This is a genomic window from Candidatus Delongbacteria bacterium (assembly GCA_041675285.1).
In the GTDB taxonomy this organism is placed as follows: domain Bacteria; phylum CAIWAD01; class CAIWAD01; order CAIWAD01; family CAIWAD01; genus CAIWAD01.
The window spans coordinates 15,446-38,166 of the sequence record JBAYTZ010000004.1 but is presented as its reverse complement, the minus strand read 5'-3'; the positions used below and the strand labels follow the sequence as shown (position 1 = coordinate 38,166).

Annotated in this window: 17 protein-coding genes; 11 read left to right on the top strand and 6 right to left on the bottom strand. The window is 68.6% G+C overall.

The features are described 5' to 3' along the window. Positions 1-35 precede the first annotated feature (35 nt). A complete protein-coding gene (locus WC326_05190; protein ID MFA7330453.1) occupies positions 36-1,622 on the bottom strand; it encodes a NapC/NirT family cytochrome c in 1,587 nt (528 codons plus the stop codon). Between the two features lie 45 nt (positions 1,623-1,667). After that, entirely contained in the window at positions 1,668-2,345 is a 678-nt protein-coding gene (locus WC326_05185; GenBank protein MFA7330452.1) for a hypothetical protein, read from the bottom strand. Positions 2,346-2,522: 177 nt separating this feature from the next. On the opposite strand from WC326_05185, the gene WC326_05180 reads away from it, so the two are divergent. The 5 genes from WC326_05180 to WC326_05160 all read left to right on the top strand — a co-directional run bounded on the left by WC326_05180 (position 2,523) and on the right by WC326_05160 (position 9,370). Beyond that, positions 2,523-4,547, top strand: coding sequence for a cytochrome c3 family protein (locus tag WC326_05180; GenBank protein ID MFA7330451.1), 2,025 nt, complete (start codon positions 2,523-2,525; stop codon positions 4,545-4,547). Continuing rightward, positions 4,544-5,782, top strand: coding sequence for an MFS transporter (locus tag WC326_05175; protein ID MFA7330450.1), 1,239 nt, complete (start codon positions 4,544-4,546; stop codon positions 5,780-5,782). The genes WC326_05180 and WC326_05175 overlap by 4 nt, the downstream gene beginning before the upstream one ends. A 99-nt stretch (positions 5,783-5,881) precedes the next feature. Continuing rightward, positions 5,882-7,405, top strand: a complete 1,524-nt coding sequence (locus WC326_05170) for a DUF2235 domain-containing protein (protein ID MFA7330449.1) — start codon at positions 5,882-5,884, stop codon at positions 7,403-7,405. A 208-nt stretch (positions 7,406-7,613) separates the two neighbouring features. Beyond that, positions 7,614-8,000, top strand: a complete 387-nt coding sequence (msrB, locus tag WC326_05165) for a peptide-methionine (R)-S-oxide reductase MsrB (protein MFA7330448.1) — start codon at positions 7,614-7,616, stop codon at positions 7,998-8,000. 35 nt (positions 8,001-8,035) lie between these two features. Then, positions 8,036-9,370: a DUF4139 domain-containing protein gene (locus tag WC326_05160; GenBank protein MFA7330447.1), complete on the top strand. Its 1,335-nt coding sequence runs from the start codon at positions 8,036-8,038 to the stop codon at positions 9,368-9,370. A 104-nt stretch (positions 9,371-9,474) separates the two neighbouring features. Here WC326_05160 and WC326_05155 read toward each other — a convergent pair whose 3' ends face one another. Beyond that, the gene (locus tag WC326_05155; GenBank protein ID MFA7330446.1) at positions 9,475-9,633 is read right to left on the bottom strand and encodes a hypothetical protein; all 159 of its coding nucleotides are present in this window, start codon (positions 9,631-9,633) and stop codon (positions 9,475-9,477) included. A 237-nt stretch (positions 9,634-9,870) separates the two neighbouring features. On the opposite strand from WC326_05155, the gene recG reads away from it, so the two are divergent. The 4 genes from recG (at position 9,871) to WC326_05135 (ending at position 17,012) form a co-directional block, all read left to right on the top strand. Next, positions 9,871-12,072 carry an ATP-dependent DNA helicase RecG gene (gene recG / locus WC326_05150; protein ID MFA7330445.1) on the top strand — a complete coding sequence of 734 codons (2,202 nt, stop codon included), beginning with the start codon at positions 9,871-9,873 and terminating at the stop codon, positions 12,070-12,072. Then, on the top strand, positions 12,072-14,576 hold the full coding sequence (gene priA, locus WC326_05145; GenBank protein ID MFA7330444.1) for a primosomal protein N': 2,505 nt from the start codon (positions 12,072-12,074) through the stop codon (positions 14,574-14,576). Before recG ends, priA begins: the two co-directional genes overlap by 1 nt. Beyond that, positions 14,573-15,556 (top strand): hypothetical protein, encoded by a 984-nt coding sequence (locus tag WC326_05140; GenBank protein ID MFA7330443.1) that lies wholly within the window; start codon positions 14,573-14,575, stop codon positions 15,554-15,556. The genes priA and WC326_05140 overlap by 4 nt, the downstream gene beginning before the upstream one ends. 418 nt (positions 15,557-15,974) lie before the next feature. Next, positions 15,975-17,012, top strand: coding sequence for a T9SS type A sorting domain-containing protein (locus WC326_05135; protein ID MFA7330442.1), 1,038 nt, complete (start codon positions 15,975-15,977; stop codon positions 17,010-17,012). A 186-nt stretch (positions 17,013-17,198) separates the two neighbouring features. Here WC326_05135 and WC326_05130 read toward each other — a convergent pair whose 3' ends face one another. From WC326_05130 to pepN, 3 genes are read right to left on the bottom strand one after another with little or no spacing between them, the layout of a single operon-like run. Beyond that, a complete protein-coding gene (locus tag WC326_05130; GenBank protein ID MFA7330441.1) occupies positions 17,199-17,822 on the bottom strand; it encodes a tRNA-uridine aminocarboxypropyltransferase in 624 nt (207 codons plus the stop codon). A gap of 49 nt (positions 17,823-17,871) precedes the next feature. Next, a complete protein-coding gene (locus WC326_05125; GenBank protein ID MFA7330440.1) occupies positions 17,872-18,345 on the bottom strand; it encodes a cytidine/deoxycytidylate deaminase family protein in 474 nt (157 codons plus the stop codon). 2 nt (positions 18,346-18,347) lie between these two features. Further along, positions 18,348-20,996 carry an aminopeptidase N gene (gene pepN / locus WC326_05120; GenBank protein MFA7330439.1) on the bottom strand — a complete coding sequence of 883 codons (2,649 nt, stop codon included), beginning with the start codon at positions 20,994-20,996 and terminating at the stop codon, positions 18,348-18,350. Positions 20,997-21,484: 488 nt separating this feature from the next. Between pepN and WC326_05115 the strand changes: the two genes are divergently transcribed. Both WC326_05115 and WC326_05110 read left to right on the top strand, forming a co-directional pair. Continuing rightward, positions 21,485-22,093 (top strand): nucleoside recognition domain-containing protein, encoded by a 609-nt coding sequence (locus WC326_05115; GenBank protein MFA7330438.1) that lies wholly within the window; start codon positions 21,485-21,487, stop codon positions 22,091-22,093. Beyond that, entirely contained in the window at positions 22,086-22,631 is a 546-nt protein-coding gene (locus tag WC326_05110) for a spore maturation protein (protein ID MFA7330437.1), read from the top strand. The genes WC326_05115 and WC326_05110 overlap by 8 nt, the downstream gene beginning before the upstream one ends. Positions 22,632-22,721 lie beyond the last annotated feature (90 nt).

Genomic DNA, 22,721 nt, shown 5'->3' with positions numbered 1-22,721 from the left:
GCTCCCGGAGTTTCCGCCGCTTTTTTTGTGGGGCTCTAGTTGCCTGCCGTGGCTTCCGCGCCCTCCCAGGCCGCGGGCTTGGGAGAGCCCAGGCTGTCCCGGGTGAGGGGATCGCGCGTGTAGTCCCAGAACTCGTCGCGCAGGTAGCGCTGCATCTCGCGGGTTTCCCGCGGGGCGTACTCATCCGGCCGGAAGAGGTAGAGGTAGGGCTCGGCCTCGTCGTTGGCCAGGATGGAGTGGCAGAGCGTGCACTCGTCCGGAATGCTCCGGCCCTGCTCGTCCACCAGATCGCGGTTGTGACAGCGGAAGCAGCCGCCGCTCTGGGCGTCGTGGCCCAGGTGGTTGGGATAGCTGCCCCAGGTTACCTTCATCTGGTGGTGGATATTGCGGCGGTAGATTTCCCTCACGGTCTGCACCGCCTGCTCGATCTCCGCGCCGCGGGCCGCGGCCAGCTCCGCGTGCTGCTGCTGGTAGAAGCCCTTCAGCTGGGCCTCGATGCCGGCCATGGCGGCGGCCTCATCGGCGTAGGTGCCGGTCAGGGCTGCCAGGGCCTGACGCTTGACGAAGGGCAGCGCCCGGCTGATCAGCCCCTGGTGGATGCGCAGGTCCACGGCCTTGGCCGGCTCCTCGAAGACGTGCGTGGCCCGGTTGTGGCAGTCCACGCAGTCCATCACCCGGGCGTGTTCCTCCGGGTCCTGCATCGTCTCCGCCTCCGTCGCCAGCGTCCGGTTGCGGTAGCGGCGGAAGCTGCCGTCGGGCTGCTTCATGTCCACCCACTCGATCACCTCGCCCCGGCCCTCCACGGACGCGTAGCGCACTTCGTTGCTCGCCGACACGTGCCAATGGCTGCCCTGGGCGCTGCCGGCCTGGCCGGAACCGATCTTCATCATCAGGGTGGTGTAGCGCGGGGTGGAGGCCGCGTCCTCCTGGTAGCGCACGATGTCGTTGATCCGGTCGCCGTGGAAGAGCTGCGGCCAGTGGCACTTCTCGCACGTGTAGCGGGCCGGGCGCAGATTGTGGACCGGCGTGGGAATGGGCCGCTCGTAGAGGTTGAAGGCGACGGAGATCAACTGCCAGGCTCCGTTGAGCTTGGCGTCCACCAGCGCGCCCACCCCCTCGCCGATGTGGCAATGCACGCACTGCACGCGGGCGTGGGGCGAGCCCTGGTAGACGGCCCACTCCGGCCCCATCACCGAGTGGCAGGCCGTGCCGCAGAAGGCGGACTGGTCCATGTAGTGCATGGCCCGCACGCCCACCAGACTGATGAAGGCCACGTTGCCCACCGAGAGCAGCACCAGGGTCCGCACCGCCAGCGCGCCCAGCGTGCGGCGCTCGGTCAGGCTCTGGTCGAAATTCTCGCCCAGGATGGCGCGGATGGACTGCCCGCGCCGGCGGGACTCCAGCCACCAGCTCAGCGGAATCAGCAGCAGGCCGGCCATGAAGAGCGCGGGAATGCCCAGGTAGGTGAACAGGCCGACGTAAGCATTGCGCACCACGCCGACCAGCATGGCGATCTCGAACATCAGGAAGGAGACGAAAGCCGAGGTGGTGATGACCACGCCGACGCGCGAGAGCCGGTTGATCGCCAACCCGCGCAGAAAGGCCAGCCAGAGTTGCTTCATGCCCACGGCCGCGATCCTCCTCTGTCTTGCATTCCGGTGGCGGCGTCAGCGTCCGCGCCGCGTCGCCGGATCGTGGGTCAGGGATCTTCCGCCCGCCGTCAGATGACAGTCCGCGCAGCTGCGCGTCTCCTTCTCCAGGCTGGGCGCTCGGCTGTCCCCACCAGCTACGTGCACGGCTTCGTGCCCGCGGCTGTGACACACCCGGCAGGTTTCGTCCAGCCGGGCCAGTTCCGGCTTGAACGCGTGGTCCGCGTGGCAGGCGGCGCACGAACCGCGCGAGCCGTCCGGGTTCACGCGCCCCGTGCCGCGATCGGGCCAGGCCGTCGATAGCAGCTTGTTGGGTGCGGCGGCATCCAGCAGGCGGGTTCCGCCGTGACACGCCGCGCAGGAGCCCGGCTTGCCCCAATCCCCCGGCCGGCCGGGATCCACCGCGCTGCGGGCGTGGGCGGAGCGGGCGTACTGGCCGCTCTCCACCTGGTGGCAGCCGGCGCAATCCGTGGGCGTCACCAGCGTGGCGATGAGCGCGCCGCCGTGGGAAAAGGCGTCCGGCTCGCCGGCGGCAGCCTCGTGGCAGTCCAGGCAGGTCACGTTGTGGCGGGCGTGGGCGGAGCCCAGCCAGTCTGTGTAGAGTTCCGGGGTGCGCAGTTTGTGGCAGACCAGACACGCGCCCTTGGGGGACGGCTCGCGTGCGGATCCCGGCAGAAAGGTCAGCAGGAACAGCATGAAAAGCAGTGATCGCCTGCAGCGCATGATTCCTTCCCCGACTGGTGGCGCGGCCCCTGTCCGGGCGGTGGGCCGACTGAACATGGCTGGGTTTCTCTTCACAATGAAGCTAGTTCACTTTGTTGATACATTGACAGGGAAGCGGTCCCCTTCCCGTTGGCCTCTGCTGGAGGAATCATGACCCAGCTCGTCCGGCACTCCTCTGCGCGCTCCCGTCCCGGAGCCGGGATCCTGCTGCTGTCCTGGCTCTGTCTGACCGCGCTGCTGCCGCCCGCGGCCCGGGCCGTGGTCTCCCGCGCCGAACACTCCCGCGACTGCGTGATGTGTCACATCGAGTGGGGCGACGACTACGACCGCCTCTCCGCCCTGCTCCCTCCGCCCAGCCATCGCGTGCTCATCGATGGCCAGCCGGCCCGCAACAGCTCCGAGGAGATGTGCTGGAGCTGCCACGACGCCTATGTCTGCGACGATCGCGACTCCTTCATGAAGAACGATCCCCACCTGAGTGGCAAGGCGCTGGGATTCAAGGCGGGTGATCTGCCGCTGGACCTGGACGGCCAGGTCTACTGCGGCACGTGTCACACACCCCATTCCCACACCATGGGCCGCAAGTACGAAATGTCCCCCTTCCTGCGCGGCAACTATCTGGGCAGCGAACTGTGCCTGAATTGCCATACCGGCCACTCGGGCGGCGGAGCCAACCATCCGCTGCACCAGCCGCTGGCGGGCGGCCGCGGCGCCGAGCTGGCTTCGGGCTTCGCGCCCCGAGACCGAGTGGAATGCCTGAGTTGCCACAACATGCACAGCGCGCACTCCACCCGGCTGGGCAGCGCGGAGAACCAGACGCCGCTCTGCGCCGCCTGCCACCAGCCCCAGCTCGGGATCGCGGCCACGCGCCACGCTACAGGCGACGGCCAGGGTGAGAGCTGCGCCGGGTGCCACGACGTGCACGCCGAAGCGGGCACCAACCTGCCCCGCGGGGACACCGTCTGCCTGCGCTGCCATTCCACCAGTCCGGGCCACGGGACCTCCGGCTGGGGCCATCCGCTGGGCGTCTCGCCCGCCGCCAGCGCCGGGTTGCCCCTGCGCCAGGGACAAGTGGGATGCGCCAGTTGTCACGACCCCCACCGCTGGTCGGCCACCGGCGAAGCCGACACGGGCCAGCCGGGCAGCCCGGCCAGCAGTTTTCTGCGTCGCCCGGACCAGGCCGAGCAGGGTCTCTGCCAGGGCTGTCATCCCAAAGAGAGCGCCATCCTGGCCTCGGACCACGGGCAGGGATCGCCGTCCTTCACGGCCATGGCCGGAGACTCCGTCTGGCGCTGCAGCAGCTGCCACGACGCCCACGGCGAGCGCGTCCTCAATGGGGTGACCTCGGGCTCGGCCCAGCTGCTGGCCCTCAGCCCGGCCACCCGGCTCTGTCTGAGCTGCCACGGCGAGAGCGACGCCGGCCTGGCCGGCGCCACCGGCGTGGGCGCCTTCAGCCATCCGCTGGGGCTGGGCGTCGGCGCACTGCGCCCGGCCTGGCTGCCGCGCAACGAGACCGACCTGATCGGTTGCGAGACCTGCCACGATCCCCACCAGTGGAGCCCCGTCGGGGAAGCCTGGTCCGCCGGGATCGACGGCGGCGACCAGTCCAGCTTCCTGCGCAGCGATAACCACGCGGGTGCGCTCTGCCTGGATTGTCACACGGACAAGACGCCGCTGCTGGGCAGCTTGCACGATCGCCGCGGACAGCCCGGGGCTTCGCCCAACGCCTGCGCCGCGTGTCATAGCCCGCACCAGGCGGCCACCCCGGCCCTGCTGAGCCGGGCCGTGGCGGGGAATCCGGCGGCCCTGCTGGCGGAATCCGACTGGCCGGCGGACAGCCGGGAACACAACTTGACCAATTGGAGCCCGGGCGCCAGCGGCTGCCTGGCCTGTCACCACGACTCGGATTCCGGGCAGCGCGTGCCCGGCGCCTGGTTCCATCCATCCTGGGACAAGGGTCCCCTGCCGGCCCTGGTGCCCGAGAACCACCGCGACCTGCACATCGACTGCCGCAGCTGCCACGACCCGCACCAGCCCTGGCGGCCGGACGACGCCCACGGCCGCGCGCAGTTCCTCACGGCCCAGAGCCGCGAGACCCTCTGCTCCACGTGTCACGGCGACGAGGCTCTCTGGCGCTACAACTACTACCACGATCCCGACCGGCGCCGCCCGTGATCCGCCGACCCGTCAGCCTTTCCGCCTTCCTGGTTCTCTGGAGCGGCCAGGCGCTCTCGCTCTTGGGCAGCCAGGTCGTCTCCTTCGCCCTGATCTGGTGGCTGACAAAGACCACCGGATCCGCCAGCGTGCTGGCCGGAGCCAGTCTGGCCGGCCTCCTGCCGCAGGTCCTGCTGGGGCCGTGGATCGGCGTCTGGGTGGATCGCTGGAACCGCCGGCGCACCCTGCTGCTGGCGGATCTGGCGGTGGCGCTGGCGACGCTGGCGCTGCTGCTCCTGTTCCGCGCCGGCTTGGCCACGCCCACGGCGGTGTTCGTCGTGCTGGTGCTGCGTTCCGTGGCGGGCGGATTCCACGGCACGGCCATGAGCGCGTCCACCAGCCTGATGGTCCCCGAGCGCCTCCTCACCCGGATCCAGGGACTGAACCAGATGCTGCAGGGTGGTTCGGCCATCGTGGCCGCGCCGCTGGGCGCGCTGGCCCTGGAGCTGCTGCCCATGTACGGCGTGATCGCCATCGACCTGTTCACCGCCGCCTGCGCCATCGGCCCGCTGCTTCTCATCGCCATTCCCCAACCTCCCCGCGCGGCCGACCCGCACGCCCGACCCGCCGACAGCTGGCGCGAACTGCGCGAGGGCCTGGCCTGGCTGCTCCCGCGCCGCGGCCTGCTGCTATTGATGGGCCTGGCCGCCCTGATCAACCTGCTGCTGGTGCCGGCCTTCAGCCTGCTGCCGCTCTTCGTGCGGGAGGAACTGCGGGGCGGCGCGCCGCTGCTGGCCGCGCTGGAGTCCGCCGCCGGCGCGGGGTCCGTGGCCGGGGGCCTGCTCTTGGCGGTCTGGGGAGGATTCCGCCGGCGGATCTGGACCGTGCAGGGCGGCATGCTGCTGACAGGTCTGGGGGTCCTGCTGTTCGGACTGACGCCATCCGGGCTCACGGTCTGGGCGCTGTCCTGCCTGCTGCTGGTCACCGTCGCCGCCGGACTCTGCAACGGCGCGCTGCTGGCCATCCTGCAGAGCCGGGTGGATCCCGCCCTCCAGGGTCGCGTCTTCAGCCTGCTGGGCAGTCTGTCCCAGGGCGCCGCACCCCTGGGATTGGCCCTGGCCGGCCCGGCCGCGGATCTCGCCGGCCTGCGCCCGATCTTTGTGACCGGCGGACTGGTCTGCGCGCTGTGCGGCGTGGGCGGCCTGCTGAGTCCCGCCCTGCGACAGGTGGAGGATTCCCTTCCTTCCGCCGCCTGAAGCGGTTTTTGCTTTCACACACATCCCCCTCCCCGCCGGCGTGCCTACATTGCCCGCACACACGGCGACAACACACATCAGCATCGAAGGGGGACCCCCATGCGCAAGCTCGTGGTCTGCTGCGACGGCACCTGGAACACGCCCGATCAGGACGAGGGCGGAGTGCCGGTGCCCACCAACGTGGTGCGGCTCTCCAACGCCCTGGCCCGCCAGGACGAGGAAGGCAACGCCCAACTGCTCTACTACCACCCCGGCGTGGGCACCGAGGGCTCCTGGTGGGAGAAAACCAAGGGCGGCAGCGTCGGGCAGGGCCTGGACCAGAACATCATCAGCGCCTGGCGCTGGCTCTGCCGCACCTGGCAACCGGAGGACCGCCTGCACCTCTTCGGCTTCAGCCGGGGCGCCTTCACCGTGCGCAGCCTGGCCACGGTGCTGACCACCTGCGGGCTGCCCAAGCTGCGCGAGCTGCCCGACGAGGCCCAGTGGAACCTGCTGGAGTCGGCCTTCCAGCTCGGCTACCGCGAGCGCAAACCCGTCGCGGCCTGGGCCGGTGCGACGGTGTTCCAACTGGCCCCGGCGGACGTGCGCATCCACTTCCTCGGCGTCTGGGACACCGTCGGAGCGCTGGGCATCCCGGACAACCTGGCCATCCTCAACCTGCTGGACAACCACAAGCGCCACGCCTTCCACGACACCAACCTGAGCGACAAGGTCCTGCAGGCCCGCCACGCGGTGGCGCTGGACGAGGAGCGGGCCTCGTTCTCCCCCACGCTCTGGGTGGCCCCCGGGCGCGAAGCGGAGGTCAAGCAGGTCTGGTTTCCCGGCGTGCATTGCGACGTGGGCGGCGGCTACGAGCAGACCGGCCTGTCCGACGGCGCGCTGAGCTGGATGATCGAGGAGGCGCGGGCCCAGGGCCTGGCTTTCCGGCCGGACATGCTGCGGCAGATCCACCCCAACCACCAGGATGTGCTGCACGATTCCGGCGGCGGCCTGTTCAAGCTGCTGCGCACCCAGCCCCGGAGCATTCCCCGGCTGGACGCCCCGGGCGGCGCGGACCTGCACGAATCGGCCCGGCGGCGTCTGGCGGAGCCGCCCATCTTCCAGGCGCCCTACCGGCGGACCGTGGCTCTGGCGCCCGGCGAGAACCACCGCCAGGAGGTGTACGCCCGCGAGCGCTGGAACGAGACCGGCCTCTGGCTGGAGGCCGGCGTGGCCTACGAGTTCCGCGCCACGGGCGAGTGGACCGACCGCAAGGTGGCCTGCGGTCCAGGCGGCACCAAGGACGGCAAGTTCGACAAGGGTGAGTTGCTGCACGCGGCAGCCGGGCTCTGGGGCCGTTTCGAGCAGTTGGTAAAGAAGGCGGCCAAGAACGAGGAGGCGGACTTCTGGGGCACGCGCCGCGCGGAGGACCTGCCCTGGATGGCCCTGGTGGGCGTGGTGGCCAATGGCGGCAACCCCTCCAGCGACGGCACGCCCGCCCCGCACGAGAGCTTCCTGATCGGGGAGAGCGTGCGCCACGTGCCCGGGGAGTCGGGCTATCTGTTCTGCTACGCCAACGACGCCTGGAATTTCTACCAGAACAACCGGGGCAGTGTCAGGCTGACGGTCACGCGCGGCGCCTGAACCGCGGAATGCCCCCGCTGGGAGCGCGGCTCCGGCCCCGCTTTTCCTACTTTGCGCCGCGGCACGGGCACGCTGCCGTTGTTGTGTCGCGCCGGAGGTGAAGATGAGTCCACGGCCCCGTCCGTCCTTGCTGTGCGCCCTGCTGGTCCTGCTGCTGGCGGCCTGCCACCCGCAGACCGGCAAGGGCTCCAACCCGGGAGATCCGGTCATGAGCCAGAATCCGACCCAGGCGGAGCTCAAGGCTCGCCTGACGCCCGAGCAGTACCGGGTGACCCAGGAGCGCGGCACGGAAGCGCCCTACACGGGCGAGTTCTGGAACCACCACGAGGACGGCCGCTACACGTGCGTCGTGTGCGGGGCCCTGTTGTTCACCTCGGCGAGCAAGTTCGACAGCGGCTGCGGCTGGCCCAGCTTCTTCACGGCGGAGAACCAGCAGGTCCGCACCCAGCCGGACACCAGCCACGGCATGCAGCGCACGGAGATCGTCTGCGCCTCCTGCGGCGCGCACCTGGGACACGTGTTCGACGACGGACCCCAGCCCACGGGTCTGCGTTACTGCGTCAATTCCGCCTCGCTGGACTTCGAGAAGAAGTGACCCACAGCGCCGGCGCCGCCGGCAAGGAGCCCATCATGAAGCGATCCCTGTGCGGGCTGGCCCTCCTGCTGGCCGCCGCCCTCCAGCCGGTGCTGGCCGGCAGTTCCATCACCATCTACAGCGACGGCTTCGGCCTGATCAGCGAGGAGCGCGAACTGCAGCTGAAGAAGGGACGCCAGGACTGGATCTTCGACGGCGTCAGCCGCCAGATCGAGCCCGCCAGCGTGCTCTTCCACTGCGACGGGGTCCGCCTGCTGGAGCAGAACTTCGAGTACGACCTGGTGGACGAGGAGACCCTGCTGCGCCGCTACTTGGGCATGGAGATCGACGTGCAGCTCAAGGAGGGCGAGTGGCTGCGCGGCACGCTGCTCTCCGGCGGACTGGGGTTGATCCTGCAGACCGAGCAGGGCGTGACCAGCCTGCGGCCCGACGCGCTGGTGGCCGTGCGCTATCCCAAGCTGCCCGACGGTCTGCGGCTGAAGCCCGCCCTGCGCTGGGAGCTGGAGGCCCAGGCCGCCGGCGCGCGCAAGGCCACCATCAGCTACCTGAGCGGCGGCCTCAACTGGAACGCCGAGTACGTCTGCCTGCTGGCCGAGGACGACAATTCCATGGAGATGGCCTCCTGGGTCAATCTCAGCAACCAGACCGGCCTGACCTGGGAGGACGCCGGCCTGCAACTGGTGGCCGGCTCCGTGCACCGGGTCCAGGCGCCGCAGAACTACCTGGCCAAGGCGCCGCGCATGGCCATGGCCATGGAGGCGGACGCGGCGGGCGGCTTCCAGGAGGAGAGCTTCTTCGAGTACCACCTCTACACGCTGGAGCGCCCGGCCACGATCAAGGACCGCCAGGACAAGCAGGTGGCGCTCTTTGACCCCAAGCGTGTCACGCTGGCCAAGCGCTACCTGGCGGACGGCACCCGCGGCCAGGACGTGCAGGTGGAGCTGGAGTTCGTCAACAGCAAGGAGAAGGGTCCGGGGCTGCCCCTGCCCGAGGGCACCGTGCGCCTCTACAAGCTGGACAGCCGGGGCCGCAAGCAGATGGTGGGCGAGGATCGCATCCGGCACACGCCGGTGGATGAAAAGGTGAAGCTGAATGCCGGCAAGGCCTTCGACCTGGTGGCCGAGCGCAAGGTGCTGGACGAGAAGCACAGCGGGCGGAGCGTGGAGCGGGAAGTGGAGCTGACCTTGAAGAACCGCAAGGCCAAGGAGTCCGTGACCCTCACGGTGCGCGAACCCATGTGGGGCGACTGGACCATCCTGCAGAGCGACTTCAAGGGTGAGAAGACGGACGCGAACACCTGGGAGCTGCTGGTGCCGCTCAAGGCCGGCGAGACGCGCACGGTGCGCTACCGGGTCCGGCACAATTCCTGAGCCGCGGGCGGCCGGGCTCGGCGCACGCTGGCTTCATGGACGATTGTGGATGTTATGAGCTGCGCTAAAGAGGGCGAACTGGACGAAACCCGGCCGGGGCCGGTTCAGGCGGCCTGACGCTGCGCTTCCGGCGCAGTTTGGGCCTTGCGCATGTAGCGCTCGCGGTTGGCCAGCACCTGCCGGAGCAGGTCGTCGGCGTTGGCCCGGATTTCGGCCACGCGGGCCTCACCCAGAACTTGAATGGCATCTTGCATCGCAGGCATGCGTCCCCCTTCGAGGTCCGAATCGTGATCGTTGCTGCTGGTTTGTCCACCGGATTTTGCTGAAAGCGGCCCGAGGATATCATCCTGGCGCGTGCCACGCAAGCTCTTTCTTCAACCGACATGATTTTCTCAAAGCTGACGTAGCTTTGCAGAATTGAATGTTCACCTTCTAAGTCCGCTCCAGCAGTGGAGTTAGAGCCTATTCGCGAATTTGCATAGAGCGCGAGTTCTGAACTCATGACCGACGGCCCCTCTTCAGCCCAGCCCCGCCCGGAGAGCCCGTCGCCGGCGGTCTCCCGTATTTCACCTCAACCAATCAATGATCTTCTGAACCAGGAACTGACCTGGCTCAAGGGTGTCGGGCCGCGCAAGGCGGAAGTTCTGGCCCGCCACGGTCTGCACACCGTCCACGACCTGCTGCAGTTCTACCCGCGCCGCTACCTCGACCGCACCTCCGTCACGCGCATCGCCGACTTCCACGCCGAGCTGGGCGAGATCACCGTCGTGGGCCGCATCCTGCAGACCCAGGTCAAGGGCTTCGCCCGCGGCCAGCGCTTCGAGGCCGAACTGCTGGACGGCTCCGGCCGCATGACCCTGGTCTGGTTCAACCGCGTGGCCTGGGTGCAGAAATTCCTGCGCGCCGGAGACGTGATCGCCGCCAGCGGCAAGCCCGGCTTCTATCGCGGCTGGCAGTTCCAGCACCCCGCCGTGGAGAAACTGGCCTTCGAGGAGACCGAGACCGACCCCGATGCCCCCTCCAGTGCGCCGGAGGATCTGCAGTACCAGGGTCAGGTGGTGCCCATCTACCCGGGCAGCGAGGAATTGCGCCGCGCCTGGCTGGACAGCCGCGCCCTCTCGCGCATCCTGCGCGGCCTCTTCCAGCGCCACCGGATCGAAGTTGCGGACCCCCTGCCCGCCGGGCTGAAACAGCGCTTCGGGCTGGTGGATCTCTCGCAGGCCCTGCGCGACGTGCACACGGGCCAGACCCTGCAGGAGGTGGAGCTGGCCCGCCACCGGCTGAAGTTCGACGAGTTCTTCTGGCTGGAGCTGATGCTGGCCTGGCGCAAGGCCACCACGGCCCGCGCGGTCAAGGGCCTGCAGTTCCCGGCGGATCACGGTCTGGTGGAGCGCCTGCTGGCTTCGCTGCCCTTCCAGCTGACGGGCGGACAGCGCCGGGCCGTGGACGAGATCTTCCGCGACATGCGCTCGCCCCATCCCATGAACCGTCTGCTCCAGGGCGACGTAGGTTGCGGCAAGACGCTGGTGGCGCTCTGCGCCATGCTGCTCTGCGTGGACAACGGCTGTCAGGCGGCCCTGATGGCGCCCACGGAGATCCTGGCCGAGCAGCACGCCCGCACGCTGATCCGCCTGGCCGAGCCGCTGGGTCTGCGGGTCACGCTGCTGACGGGTTCGCGCAACGCGGCCAGCCGGCGCCAGGCCCTGCAGGAAACGGTCTCCGGCTGGGCGCAGATCGTGGTGGGCACCCACGCGCTGATCCAGGAGGGCGTGGAATTCGCCCGGCTGGGACTGGCGATCATCGACGAGCAGCACCGCTTCGGCGTGGAGCAGCGCGCCAAACTGCGCCGCAAGGCCCCCGTGCTGGACACGCTGGTGATGACCGCCACGCCCATTCCGCGCACCCTGGCCATCGTGGGTTACGGCGACATGGACATCTCCGTGATCCGCGAGCTGCCGCCGGGCCGGCAGCCCATCACCACCGTCTGGCGGCGCGACAACAAGCGCGCGGAGATCTTCGGCTTCGTGCGCGACAAGGTCCTGGCGGGCGCCCAGGCCTACGTGGTCTATCCGCTGGTGGAAGAATCCGAGAAGCTTGAGGACGTGAAGGCGGCGGAGAAGAATTTCGCCGAGTTGGGCGCGGGCTGGCTGGCGGGCTGCCGGATGGGCCTGCTGCACGGCCGGATGAAGGCCCCCGAGAAGGAGGCCGTCATGCGCGACTTCCTGGCCGGCCGGCTGCAGGTGCTGATCGCCACCACCGTGATCGAGGTGGGCGTGGACAATCCGCGCGCCACGCTGATGGTCGTGGAGCAGGCCGAGCGTTTCGGCCTGGCCCAGCTCCACCAGCTGCGCGGCCGCGTGGGCCGCGGCACGGGCAAGTCCTGGTGCGTGCTGGTGGCCGGTCCGCAGCTCAGCGACGAGGGCCGGTCGCGGCTGGAGACCATGGCCGCCACCCAGGACGGCTTCGAGATCGCCGAGGCCGACCTGCGCATGCGCGGCACGGGGGATTTCTTCGGCACGCGCCAGAGCGGGCTGCCCGAGTTTCGCATCGCGGACATCCTGCGTGACACGGAGCTGCTGGTGGTGGCCCGCGACGCCGCCTTCCAGCTGCTGGAGGACGACCCGGGCCTGAAGGGCGAGCCCGCGCTGCGCGAGCACCTGCTGACCACCTACGCCGACCGCCTGTCCCGGGTGGAGGACTGATGCCCCGCCGCTGGGAGAATCCGCTGCTGCCCCTGCTGGCCGACGTGGCCCTGCCGCTGCCGCTGCCCAAACTCTACAGCTACGCCGTGCCGCCCGAGTTCGAAGGCGCGCTGGGACCCGGCTCCCGCGTGCTGGTGCCGCTGGGCGGTCAGCAGCTCATCGGCTACGTCACCGCCGTGGAGCGGCGCGAACCGCCGCGCGGACTGAAGCGCGTGCTGGACCTGATCGACGAGGAGCCGCTGCTGGACGAGGGCCTGATCCGCTTCTGCGAGCGGCTGGCCGTCCACTACGTCTGTTCGCCCGGGGAAGTGCTCAAGGCCGCGCTGCCGCCGGGGATCAACGGCAGCGTGCAGTGCTGGTTCGAGGAGCAGCCCGACGTGGCCCTGCGCAAACCGCTGCGGCTCTCGGACCGCCGCGTGGCCATCCTGCGGCTGGTGCGCCAGCGCGGCACGGTCAGCCGGGCCTGGCTGGGCCACGAACTGCAGGGTTCGCTGGCCCACGACCTCAACCAATTGGTGGAGTCGGGCTTCCTGCTGCGTCGGGATTCCCTGGAAGGCGAGCGCCGCCGCGGCGCCATGCGGCGCATGCTGCTGCCCGCCCAGTCGGCGGGTACGCCCGAGTTCCGCGCCGAGCTGGCGGCCCGCGAGAAGCGCGCCCCGCGCCAGGCGGCCCTGCTGCGGCTGCTGGCGGACAGCGGTCGGCTGGAACGCGCGGAGGTGCTGGCCCAGGGCTGGTCCGCGGCGCTGATCCGCACGCTGCTGCAGGCCGGCGCCCTGCGCGAGGAGCTGGAGCCCGAGATTCCGGCCACGGAGTACGACCTGGACGCCAGCGTGCTGGGCCTGACCCTCACCGCCGACCAGGCCGTGGTGGTGGCGGCCGTGGCCACCGCCCTGCCCGGCCCGGGCAAGCGTCCCGGCCGCTTCCAGCCCTTTCTGCTGCGCGGCGTCACGGGCAGCGGCAAGACCCAGGTCTACCTGGAACTGGCGCGCCTGGCGCGGGCCGCGGGCTGCGGCGTGCTGGTGCTGGTGCCCGAGATTGCCCTCACGCCGCAGATCGTCGCGCGCTTCCAGGGCTACCTGGGCCAGTCCGTGGCCGTCATCCACAGCCAGCTCTCCGGGCCCCAGCGTTTCGCCATCTGGCGCTCGCTGAAAAGCGGCGCCGTGCGCGTGGTGATCGGCGCGCGCAGCGCGCTGTTCGCGCCTGTCCAGCGGCTGGGGTTGATCGTGGTGGACGAGGAGCACGAGAGCTCCTTCAAGCAGGCCGAACCCGCCCCGCGCTACCACGCCCGCGACGCCGCCGTGCTGCGGGCCCAGCAGCTGGGCATTCCCGTTCTGCTGGGCAGCGCCACGCCTTCGCTGGAGTCCTGGCGGAATGCGCGCCAGGGCCGCTACCAACTGCTGGAACTGCCGCAGCGGGTGGGCGGCCGCCCGCTGCCCGAAGTCCAGCTGGTGGACATGCGCGCCGAGCGCGAGGAACTGGCCGGCCGTGGCGAGACGGCGCGCAATTTCAGCAAGGCGCTGATCGCGGCGCTGCTGGAGACCCACGGCGCCGGCCGGCAGGCCATCCTGCTGCAAAACCGCCGCGGCCATTCGCCCTGGTTGCAGTGCCCGGCCTGCGGCGACGTGCTGCAGTGCCCGCGCTGCGACGTCTCGCTGGTCTGGCACCGCAGCACGGGCCTCTGCCACTGTCACCTCTGCGGAGTGGAGATCCAGCCGCCGCCGCTCTGCCCGGCCTGCAAGGGCGCCAAGCTCAGCTACTGGGGCGCCGGCACGCAGAAGATCGAGGAGGAACTGGCCAGCATCCTGCCCGACGCACGCCTCTTGCGGATGGATCGCGACACCACCCAGCAGCGCGGCGCCTACGTGCGCATGGTGCGCGACTTCAACGCGGGCCAGTACGACATCCTGCTGGGCACTCAAGGCGTGGCCAAGGGCCTGGACTTCGCCCGCGTCACGCTGGCCGGGATCATCCAGGCGGACACGGAGCTGAACCTGCAGGACTTCCGCGCCCGGGAGTGGGGCTACCAGCTGGTCAGCCAGCTGGCCGGCCGGGCGGGCCGCGGCGACCAGCCGGGCCGGGTCATCGTGCAGTCGCTGGATCCCTCCCACCCGGTGCTGCTCCAAGCAGCCCAACATGACTACCTTGCCTTCGCTGAGGCTGAGCTGGAGGTCCGCCATCACGCGGGATACCCTCCCTTCACGCGGCTCTGCCGATTGCTGGTCAAGTCCACGGATGAAACGCTGGCCGAGCGCGCCTGCCGTCGGTTGTACGACGAGGTGCCGCGTCCGGCCGGGGTCGTGGCCTTGAATCCCGGACCGGCGCCTGTCCGCATGGTGCGGCGCGAATTCCGTCATCACCTGCTGCTGAAGTCCCGTCGCTCGGAGGATCCCGGCGGCCGGCTGCTGCGTCAGGCGGCGGAAGCCTGCCGGGACTACTTCCACAAACGGCTGAAGGAGCGTGACGTGAGTTTGATCATCGATATCGATCCCCAGGGCGTGATGTGAGGGCGCCCAGCATCCCCTTCCTATTCCTGCTGCTCTGGAGCCTGGCGGGCGCGCCTCTGTGGGCGGCGCCGAGCGTGCCCCCCAGCATGCTGGACGGGCTGACGCCGGCGGTGGCCGCCGGCTACGAAAGCCTGGACCTGGGCGACTTCCATCTCTTCTTCCATCGAGGCGACGGCACCTATGCCCGGCATGTGGCCAACGTGGTGCAGAGCAGCCAGCTCCGGCTGGCCGACGAACTGGACATGCGATCCTTCCACGGCAGCCAGATCGTGGTGGCCTGGGATCCCCAGCACTTCTATCGCCTGGCGGGCAGCGGGACGCCCCACTGGGCCGGCGCGGTGGCGAACGCCGAGCAGCGGCGCATCGTGCTGAAGAGCCCGCGCTGGGGCGACGCCCGGGACGACGCCGGCGCCACCATCCGCCACGAGATGACCCATCTGGCCGTGGGCCGGCTGCGCCGCGGCCAGTGGATCCCGGTCTGGCTCGAGGAGGGACTGGCCGTGCGGCTCTCGGGCCTGCCGCTGGGGACCAATCCCGACGGCGGGCAGATGAGCCTCTCCAAGGCGCTCAGCACCGGCTCCCTGCCGGCGCTGGACAAGCTGGAGGACCTGAATTCCTACGGCAGCCTGGGTGCGGAACTCGCCTACCAGCAGGCGGAAAGCGCCGTGGATTTCTTTCTGGAACGCCACGGGCGGGTGGCCCTGGTGCAGCTCCTGACCAAGGTGGGCCGCGGCGTGGGCTTCGAGGAGGCCTTCGACCAGGCTACGGGCGGCGGCTTCTACCGCTTTGAGAGCGAGTGGCGCGCCTGGCTGAAGGCCAAACGCGGCCTCTACTTCCTGGTGGACATCTCCAGCTGGATCTGGGGGGGCATCATCCTGCTGGCCGGCCTGACCTGGTGGATCCGTCGGCAGCGCGCCCGTCGGGTCCTCCAGCGCTGGCGAAGTGAAGAGGAGGAAGAGGACGATGATTTTCTGACTTGACCCGAATTAGGTTCGACAAATACTGATTAGACATCGAGTTTGATTCGCCTCTCCGCTCCAGAGCCCGCGCCGGACCACGCGGGCTCTGGGCTCTCCACCGACCGGCTACGGCCCTGCGCTACGACGCTTTTTCCCGCCTGAGCGACTATTCGGTCAGTGATCCTTTTGTTCAACAACAAGATCATCCTCTGCACAACCGTGCAATCTGCGGAAAAATTTCTCTGCCGAACCGGGAAAATTCCCTTGATCCCCCTTGCATCTTAGCTTTGCTCCCGCTAGATTTGCCCTCGAATTAGCAATCAAACCCACCTCCTTCTGCGAAGCCGAAAACAAATGGTGTCACGCGATACGCGTGTCCGCTTGGTCCAATTAGCAGGACCGGTGGAGCCGTGTCGCAAATCAAGAAGGGGGCTTCACAATGAAGCGTTTCGTCACGTTGCTTACGGTCTCGATCACGATGGCGGGCTTGGCCTTCGCGGGTCATCCCGTGGTTGAACCCGAGGTCGAGGGTGGGGTTGGTTTCCCGTTCCACCCCGGTGCCTACATCACGTCTTCCCTGAACGCGGACTTCGTCTGGAACGAGTGCTTCTGCATGCCGGCCGATCCGCAGAACCCGAACTACACCGAGTTCCCGGCCATCGGCGACCCCGCCGTGGTGCAGAACTACCACGTCCTGCGGCTGACGGGCATGGGCAATGTCCCGACCTACCTGCAGAGCCCGGCCAGCTACAGCTATGACGGCTTGGTGCTGGACATGACCTTCTACTTCGCCGCCAGCGAGTGCGCGGACGCCCTGGGCTACTACATCACCCCGACGGCCCTCACGGCCGCCCCCGCGGGCGAAGTCCTGGCTTCCGGCCTGTCCTTCATTATCGACCGCACGGGTTCCACCTCCTCCATCGAGGTGTACGATGACGGCGCCCTGGTGACCAGCGCCGTGCTGCCCGTCTATGACAGCAACTTCCACCTGCTGCGCGTCCGCTACGACGAGCTGAACCAGAAGGTCCGCATCGACCTGTTCGAGATGCTGAGCGAAGTGAACGTGCTGCCCTGGACCACGGTCAGCGGCCCGTCCTCCGGTTATGTGGGCTTCGGCGGCTTCGCCGATCAGGGTTGCTTCCAGTACATCGACGACATCTGCCTCTACGTGACCGACGACAACGGCTACGAAGTGAGCAGCCCCGATGCGCCGGTGGCCTACACCCTGGCCCAGAATTTCCCGAACCCCTTCAACCCGACCACCACGATTTCCTTCACCATGCCCGAGACGGGCGCGGCGAGCCTGAAGGTCTTCGACCTGGCCGGTCGTGAAGTCGCCACGCTGGTCAACGGCCTGATGGCCCGCGGCGAGCAGAACGTGGTCTTCGACGCCTCCAACCTGAACTCGGGCGTGTACTTCTACACCTTCGAGACGGCTGGTGTCAGCGAGACCCGCAAGATGGTCCTGATCAAGTAATTCCCGATCGATCGGAACCGGGCCTCCTGCGGGAGGCCCGGTTTTTTTTCACCTTGTCCCCACAAGCGTGAAGGGCCTTCGGGTCCAGCCTCCCCCGACTATCCCCAACGTACTCGCGCCCGGCCCCTGTTTACAGGCGTCGGGCTTTTTCATGGCGGGCGTTGTCGTCGATTGGGGCGTGCGCGCTCAGATCAGCCGGGCAACCCGGAACTCCAGGCCGCCTTCCACCTCGGATTCGGGCAGCTTGCCCTGACTCCAGAGGACGCGGTCCCGGGCCACGCGGAACAGGCGCTCCAGATCGGCGCGGACTTCGGCGCCGTCCAGCACCCCCAGGGCGCGGGCGATGGCTTCCAGGGTGGACAGCTGATGGGGATGGGGCGCGCTCCGCAGCCGGTACTCGGATGGAGTCTCGAAGGGCAGGCAGACGCGCGGAATGTCGCGCAACTCAGGCTGGCGCAGGGGGATCTTGCGGGCCAGGTTCCAGGTGCCGTCAGGAACGAACAGGGTCACCGGCCGCTCATCCGCCGCCGCGCAGGCGGCGTCCAGCGGCAGGGCGTCGGCCGAGGGATAGAGCAGCAGGGGCCGACGGGCGGGATCCAGCAAATCGCTCAGGTCCAGCGGCTGATCCCGCCGGCCGCGCAGCCGGATCTCCAGGTTGTCCAGGGCCGCCAGCGCCAGGCGGCCGGTGTTGCTTTGCCGCTTGACCTCGAGGTGGTGGATCACCAGCACCAGCTTGGTGCGCAGGGTTCGGCGCGGCACCAACCCACACACGCACAAATCCGCCAGCATGCGGCACTGCGGGCAACTCAGCCCGACGTTGAGTGCCTGCCGACGCAGCCGCCGGGGCCGCCCGGGCCCTTCATTGCCGATCGTAACGCTGCACCTCCGGCGTCACCACCGTCAACTCCACGCCGGCAGCACGGAAGATCTCCCGCGAATCCTGCGCGGCATGGTACATGCGCTCCGCCACCACGCGCGTGATCCCCACGCTGACGATGAGCATGGCGCACGTGCGGCAGGGCTCCATGGTGCAGTAGAGGGTGGCGCCGTCCAGCGCCGTGCCGTGGCGGGCCGCCTGGCAGATGGCGTTCTGCTCGGCGTGGATGGTGCGCACGCAGTGCTGGCTGACCTGGCCCTCTTCGTCCATCACGGTCTTCAGCAGATGGCCGGCCTCGTCGCAATGAGGGCTGCCCGGCGGCGAGCCCACGTAGCCCGTGCAGATGATGCGCTTGTCGCGGACGATCAGGCAGCCGCTCATCCCTCGGTCGCAGGTGGCCCGCTTGGCCACTTCGCGCACCAGGCCCAGGAAATACTCGTCCCAGCTGGGGCGCACGCTTACACCTGCGCCAGGCTGCGGGACACGATCTCATAGGCGTTGGGCGAGAGCTTCTCCGCCGCGGCGGCCCGCTCCAGCTGCGCCTTCAACTGGGCGCCCCGCTGCGGTTCGAAGCGCCGCCAGGACATCAGCGGCCGCACCATGGCGGCGCCCATGTGCGAGTTCAGGGCGTCCACCTCCAGCAGGCGATCCGTGAAGAAGGCATAGGCCCGGCCGTCCTGTTCGTGGAAGCGGGTGGGATTGTTGACGGCGAAGGCCATCAGCAGGGCGCGCACCTTGTTGGGGTTGCGCAGATCGAAGGCCGGATGCCCCAGCAGCTCCTGGATCTGCTCCAGGGTGTCCTCCCGCCGCGAGACGGCCTGGACGCTGAACCAGGAATTCATCACCACCGGATTGCTCCCCCAGCGGCGGGCGAAATCCTGCAGGGCCTCCTGGCGTTCCGGCGCGGTGGTGTGGGTCAGGGCCGCCAGCGCGGCCATGGCGTCCGTCATGCAACCGGCCTGCTGGTACTGGCGCAGAGCCAGCTGGGCGGGCTCGGAGTCCGCCAATTCGGAGAGCATGATCAGGCAGAGATTCTTCAAGGCCCGCATGCCCACATCCCGCGGGGCGCGGGCATAAGGCCGGGACTCCAGTTCCCGACTGTAGCGGCTGTAGAGGGCGTGCAGGTCGTCCCGGCAAGTGCGCGCCAGGGTCTGGCGGTGCAGTTCCAAGGACTGCAGCAGCAGCTCCACGGGCACCACGTCCAGCTCCTGCTCCAGCACGGCGTACCCGGGCAGCGCCAGTGCCAGCGCGATGAAGGCCGGATCCTGATCGGCGTCGGCCAGCGTGCTCCGCCAAGCCTGGACCATGTCTGGGCTCACCGAGGCGGGCCGCCGCTGACGCAGATTCTCCACGCACTGCAGCAGGGACGACAGATAGAGGCGCTGGCCGGCTTCCCAGCGGGCGAAGGGATTGCGGTCATGGGCCAGCAAGAAGCCCAGTTCGCGTTCGTCCTGTTCGCGCTCCAGCCGAATCGGCGCGCTGAAATTGCGCAACAGCGAGAGGTGCGGGCGGGCATCCAGACCCGTGAAGGTGAAAGTCTGTCGCTGTTCGCGCAGCTCCAGCAGACGATTGCCCGCCTGGCCGGCGCTTTCGCCCCGCAGCTGCACGGGCAGCTCGCGGCCCTGTTCGTCCAGCAGGCCCACCACGATCGGAATGTGCAGGGGGCCCAGCACTTCACCCGACCAGCCGGGCACCGTCTGCTCCAGCTGCAGCCGCAGTTCGCCCGCCGCGGCGTCCCAGTACTCGCTCACCTGGACCCGGGGCGTGCCCATCTGGCGATACCAGCGCCGGAACTGCGTCAGGTCCACGCCGCTGCCGGCCTCCAGGGCGGCCACGAAATCCTCCGTGGTCACCGCCTGCCCGTCGTGGCGCTGGAAGTAGGTGTCCGTACCCTTGCGGTAGGCCTCCGCGCCCAGCAGGGTGTGCAGCATGCGGATGATCTCCGCGCCCTTTTCGTAAACCGTGGCCGTGTAGAAGTTGTCGATCTTCTGGTAGCTCACCGGCTGGATCGCGTGAGCCATCGGGCTGGCGTCCTCGGGGAACTGCCGCGAGCGCAGCGTCTGCACGTCCTTGATCCGGCAGACGGCGCGTGAGCCCAAGTCGGCCGAGAACTCCTGATCCCGGAACACGGTCAAGCCTTCCTTGAGCGTGATCTGGAACCAGTCGCGGCAGGTGATCCGGTTGCCCGTCCAATTGTGGAAGTACTCGTGGGCCACGACGCTCGCGATGCGGGCGAACTCGTCGTCCGTGGTGGCTTCGGGTTGGGCCAGCACCAGGGCGGCGTTGAAAATGTTGAGACCCTTGTTCTCCATGGCGCCCATGTTGAAGGCGTCCACGGCCACGATCATGAAGATGTCCAGATCGTACTCGCGACCATAGGCCCGCTCGTCCCAGGCCATCGCGTGCTTGAGGGATTCCATGGCGAAGCCGCACTTGTGCACGTTGTGCGGCTCCGTGAAGATCCGCAGCGTGACGCTGCGCCCGGTGCAGGTGACAAAGTGGTCCTCGATGAACTCCAGCGGACCGGCCACCATGGCGAAGAGATAACAGGGCTTGGGGAAGGGATCCTGCCAACGGGCCCAGTGCCGCCCGTTCTCCAGCTCGCCCTGGGCCACCAGGTTGCCGTTGGACAAGAGGACCGGGCAGCTCGACTTGTCCGCCTGGATGGTCGTGGAGTACAAGGCCATCACGTCCGGCCGGTCGAGGAAGTAGGTGATGCGGCGGAAGCCCTCGGCCTCGCACTGGGTGCAGTAGATGCCGTCGGATCGGTAGAGCCCGGACAACTCCGTGTTGCCGTCCGGATTGATGCGGGTCAGGATCTCCAGCACGTGCCGATCCTGCAGACCCTCCACCACCAGGCCGCCCTCCTCAAGCCGCCAGCTGCCGGCGGGCGGCACCGCGTCGTCCACCGCCAGACCCACCAGTTCCACGTCCTCGCCCTGCAGGCAGAGGGGGCCGCCGGGGCCCGCGGGGTTCTTGCGCACGGCCAGCCGGGCCCGCACCAGGGTATGGTCGGCCTGCAGATCCAGAACGAGGTCGACGGAGTCCACCAGCCAGGCGCTGGGTTGGTAGTCCTTCAAAAAGGTGGTGTGGGCTTGCCTTGACATTGAATTCCCCTGTATAAATCATCCACCCCATGGCGGTTGAAGTTGATTGGCTCGAACGGGGAAAAAGTAAGCAATTGCGGGGGGGAGCGGGGAGAAAGAAAGCCCGGACTGGAATCCGGGCTGTTCTGCTAGAGTCGGCTGCCTATCCGACGCACCGCACCCGGACTTGCGTCCGGCGCCCACCCGCCCCTGCGGTTGGACAAAGCTAATTCAGCTTTGCATAGGCCAAGCGCGTGCCAAAAATAAACTCCTTACCCATCAACACGGTCAGCGCTGAACCCCCGCCCAATTCTGCGCAGCACTGTGCGGGATCCGTCACCCCATTCTGTTTTACTGGCTTTCCAGCGTGTGATCTGGCGCACACACAGGGGTTAAAAGTGAACGATTCTTCCGCTCCCGGGCAAGTGGTACGTTGAGCCCCGACACGACGCGGATCCGCGCCCGCTGGCGCGCGGTCCGGGGTCTCGAGGGCTAGCGAGGGAGGAGCCATGCTGACCTGGATCTGGTTGGCGCTGGTGGTGGGCAGCGTGGTGGTGGGGGCCTTCACCGGCCGCCTGGATGAAGTCACCAAAGCAGCCTTCGATATGGCGGGAACCGCGGTGACCATCGCCATCTCGCTCATCGGCGTGATGAGCCTGTGGCTGGGCCTGATGCGTGTGGCGGAAAAGGCCGGCTTGATCCAGCTGCTGGCCCGGGCCTTGAAGCCCATCTTCCGCCGCATCTTCCCGGAGATTCCCGACGGCCACCCGGCATTGGGCAGCATCCTGCTCAATGTCAGCGCCTCCTGGCTGGGGTTGGGCAACGCCGCGACGCCGCTGGGCCTCAAGGCCATGGAGCAGTTGCAGGAGCTGAACCCGCTGAAGGACACGGCCAGCAACAGTCAGGTGACCTTCCTGGCCATCAACACGGCCAGCATCACGCTGATCCCGGCCACCATCATCGCCCTGCGCGCCGGCGCGGGCAGCGCCAACCCGGCCGAGATCGTGGGCACCACGTTGATCGCCTCGGGCTGCGCCACGGTGACGGCCATCCTGGGCAGCCGCCTGCTCCAGCGCTTCTTTCCGGCCCGCCGTGCCGGGGAGGTGAACGATGCTTGACGCGCTGCGCCCCGCCATCGACACCTTCTCCTACGCCATGGTGCCCTTCCTCTTCGTGGCCATTCCGGTGCTGGCCGTGGCCCGCAAGGTCCGCCTATACGAGGAATTCGTGGAGGGCGCCAAGGGCGGCTTCGAGACGGCCCTGCGAATCATTCCCTATCTGGTGGCGATCCTGGTGGCCATCGGCATGTTTCGCGCCTCCGGCGCCCTGGACCTGCTGGCCGGCCTGTTGGCCCCCTTGACCGAGCGGATCGGCCTGCCGGCGGAGGTCCTGCCGGTGGCCTTGATGCGTCCGCTCTCGGGCTCCGGCAGCCTGGGTCTGGTGACGGAGCTGATCCAGGTCCACGGGCCGGACTCGCTCATCGGGCGGATCGCCTCCACCATCTACGGCTCCACGGAGACCACCTTCTATGTGCTGGCCGTCTACTTCGGCTCCGTGGGCATCCGACGCACGCGGCACGCGGTGGTGGCCGGTTTGCTGGCAGACTGCGTGGGCATCCTGACCGCGGTCTGGATCTGCCGGGCCATGTTCCTCTAGAAATCGTCAGGCCCGCCTCAGGCCCGCCAGCGTGACAAAAAAGCGCCGGATCCCCGTGGGGAATCCGGCGCTTGCCTGTTCAGCCCAGCA

What these genes read in the sequence shown, in the direction of transcription:
- WC326_05190 (MFA7330453.1), bottom strand. Translation starts at nt 1,622, where the DNA reads ATGAAGCAACTCTGGCTGGCCTTTCTGCGCGGGTTGGCGATCAACCGG.
- WC326_05185 (MFA7330452.1), bottom strand. Translation starts at nt 2,345, where the DNA reads ATGCTGTTCCTGCTGACCTTTCTGCCGGGATCCGCACGCGAGCCGTCC.
- WC326_05180 (MFA7330451.1), top strand. Translation starts at nt 2,523, where the DNA reads ATGACCCAGCTCGTCCGGCACTCCTCTGCGCGCTCCCGTCCCGGAGCC.
- WC326_05170 (MFA7330449.1), top strand. Translation starts at nt 5,882, where the DNA reads ATGCGCAAGCTCGTGGTCTGCTGCGACGGCACCTGGAACACGCCCGAT.
- msrB (MFA7330448.1), top strand. Translation starts at nt 7,614, where the DNA reads ATGAGCCAGAATCCGACCCAGGCGGAGCTCAAGGCTCGCCTGACGCCC.
- WC326_05160 (MFA7330447.1), top strand. Translation starts at nt 8,036, where the DNA reads ATGAAGCGATCCCTGTGCGGGCTGGCCCTCCTGCTGGCCGCCGCCCTC.
- WC326_05155 (MFA7330446.1), bottom strand. Translation starts at nt 9,633, where the DNA reads ATGCCTGCGATGCAAGATGCCATTCAAGTTCTGGGTGAGGCCCGCGTG.
- recG (MFA7330445.1), top strand. Translation starts at nt 9,871, where the DNA reads ATGACCGACGGCCCCTCTTCAGCCCAGCCCCGCCCGGAGAGCCCGTCG.
- priA (MFA7330444.1), top strand. Translation starts at nt 12,072, where the DNA reads ATGCCCCGCCGCTGGGAGAATCCGCTGCTGCCCCTGCTGGCCGACGTG.
- WC326_05135 (MFA7330442.1), top strand. Translation starts at nt 15,975, where the DNA reads ATGAAGCGTTTCGTCACGTTGCTTACGGTCTCGATCACGATGGCGGGC.
- pepN (MFA7330439.1), bottom strand. Translation starts at nt 20,996, where the DNA reads ATGTCAAGGCAAGCCCACACCACCTTTTTGAAGGACTACCAACCCAGC.
- WC326_05115 (MFA7330438.1), top strand. Translation starts at nt 21,485, where the DNA reads ATGCTGACCTGGATCTGGTTGGCGCTGGTGGTGGGCAGCGTGGTGGTG.
- WC326_05110 (MFA7330437.1), top strand. Translation starts at nt 22,086, where the DNA reads ATGCTTGACGCGCTGCGCCCCGCCATCGACACCTTCTCCTACGCCATG.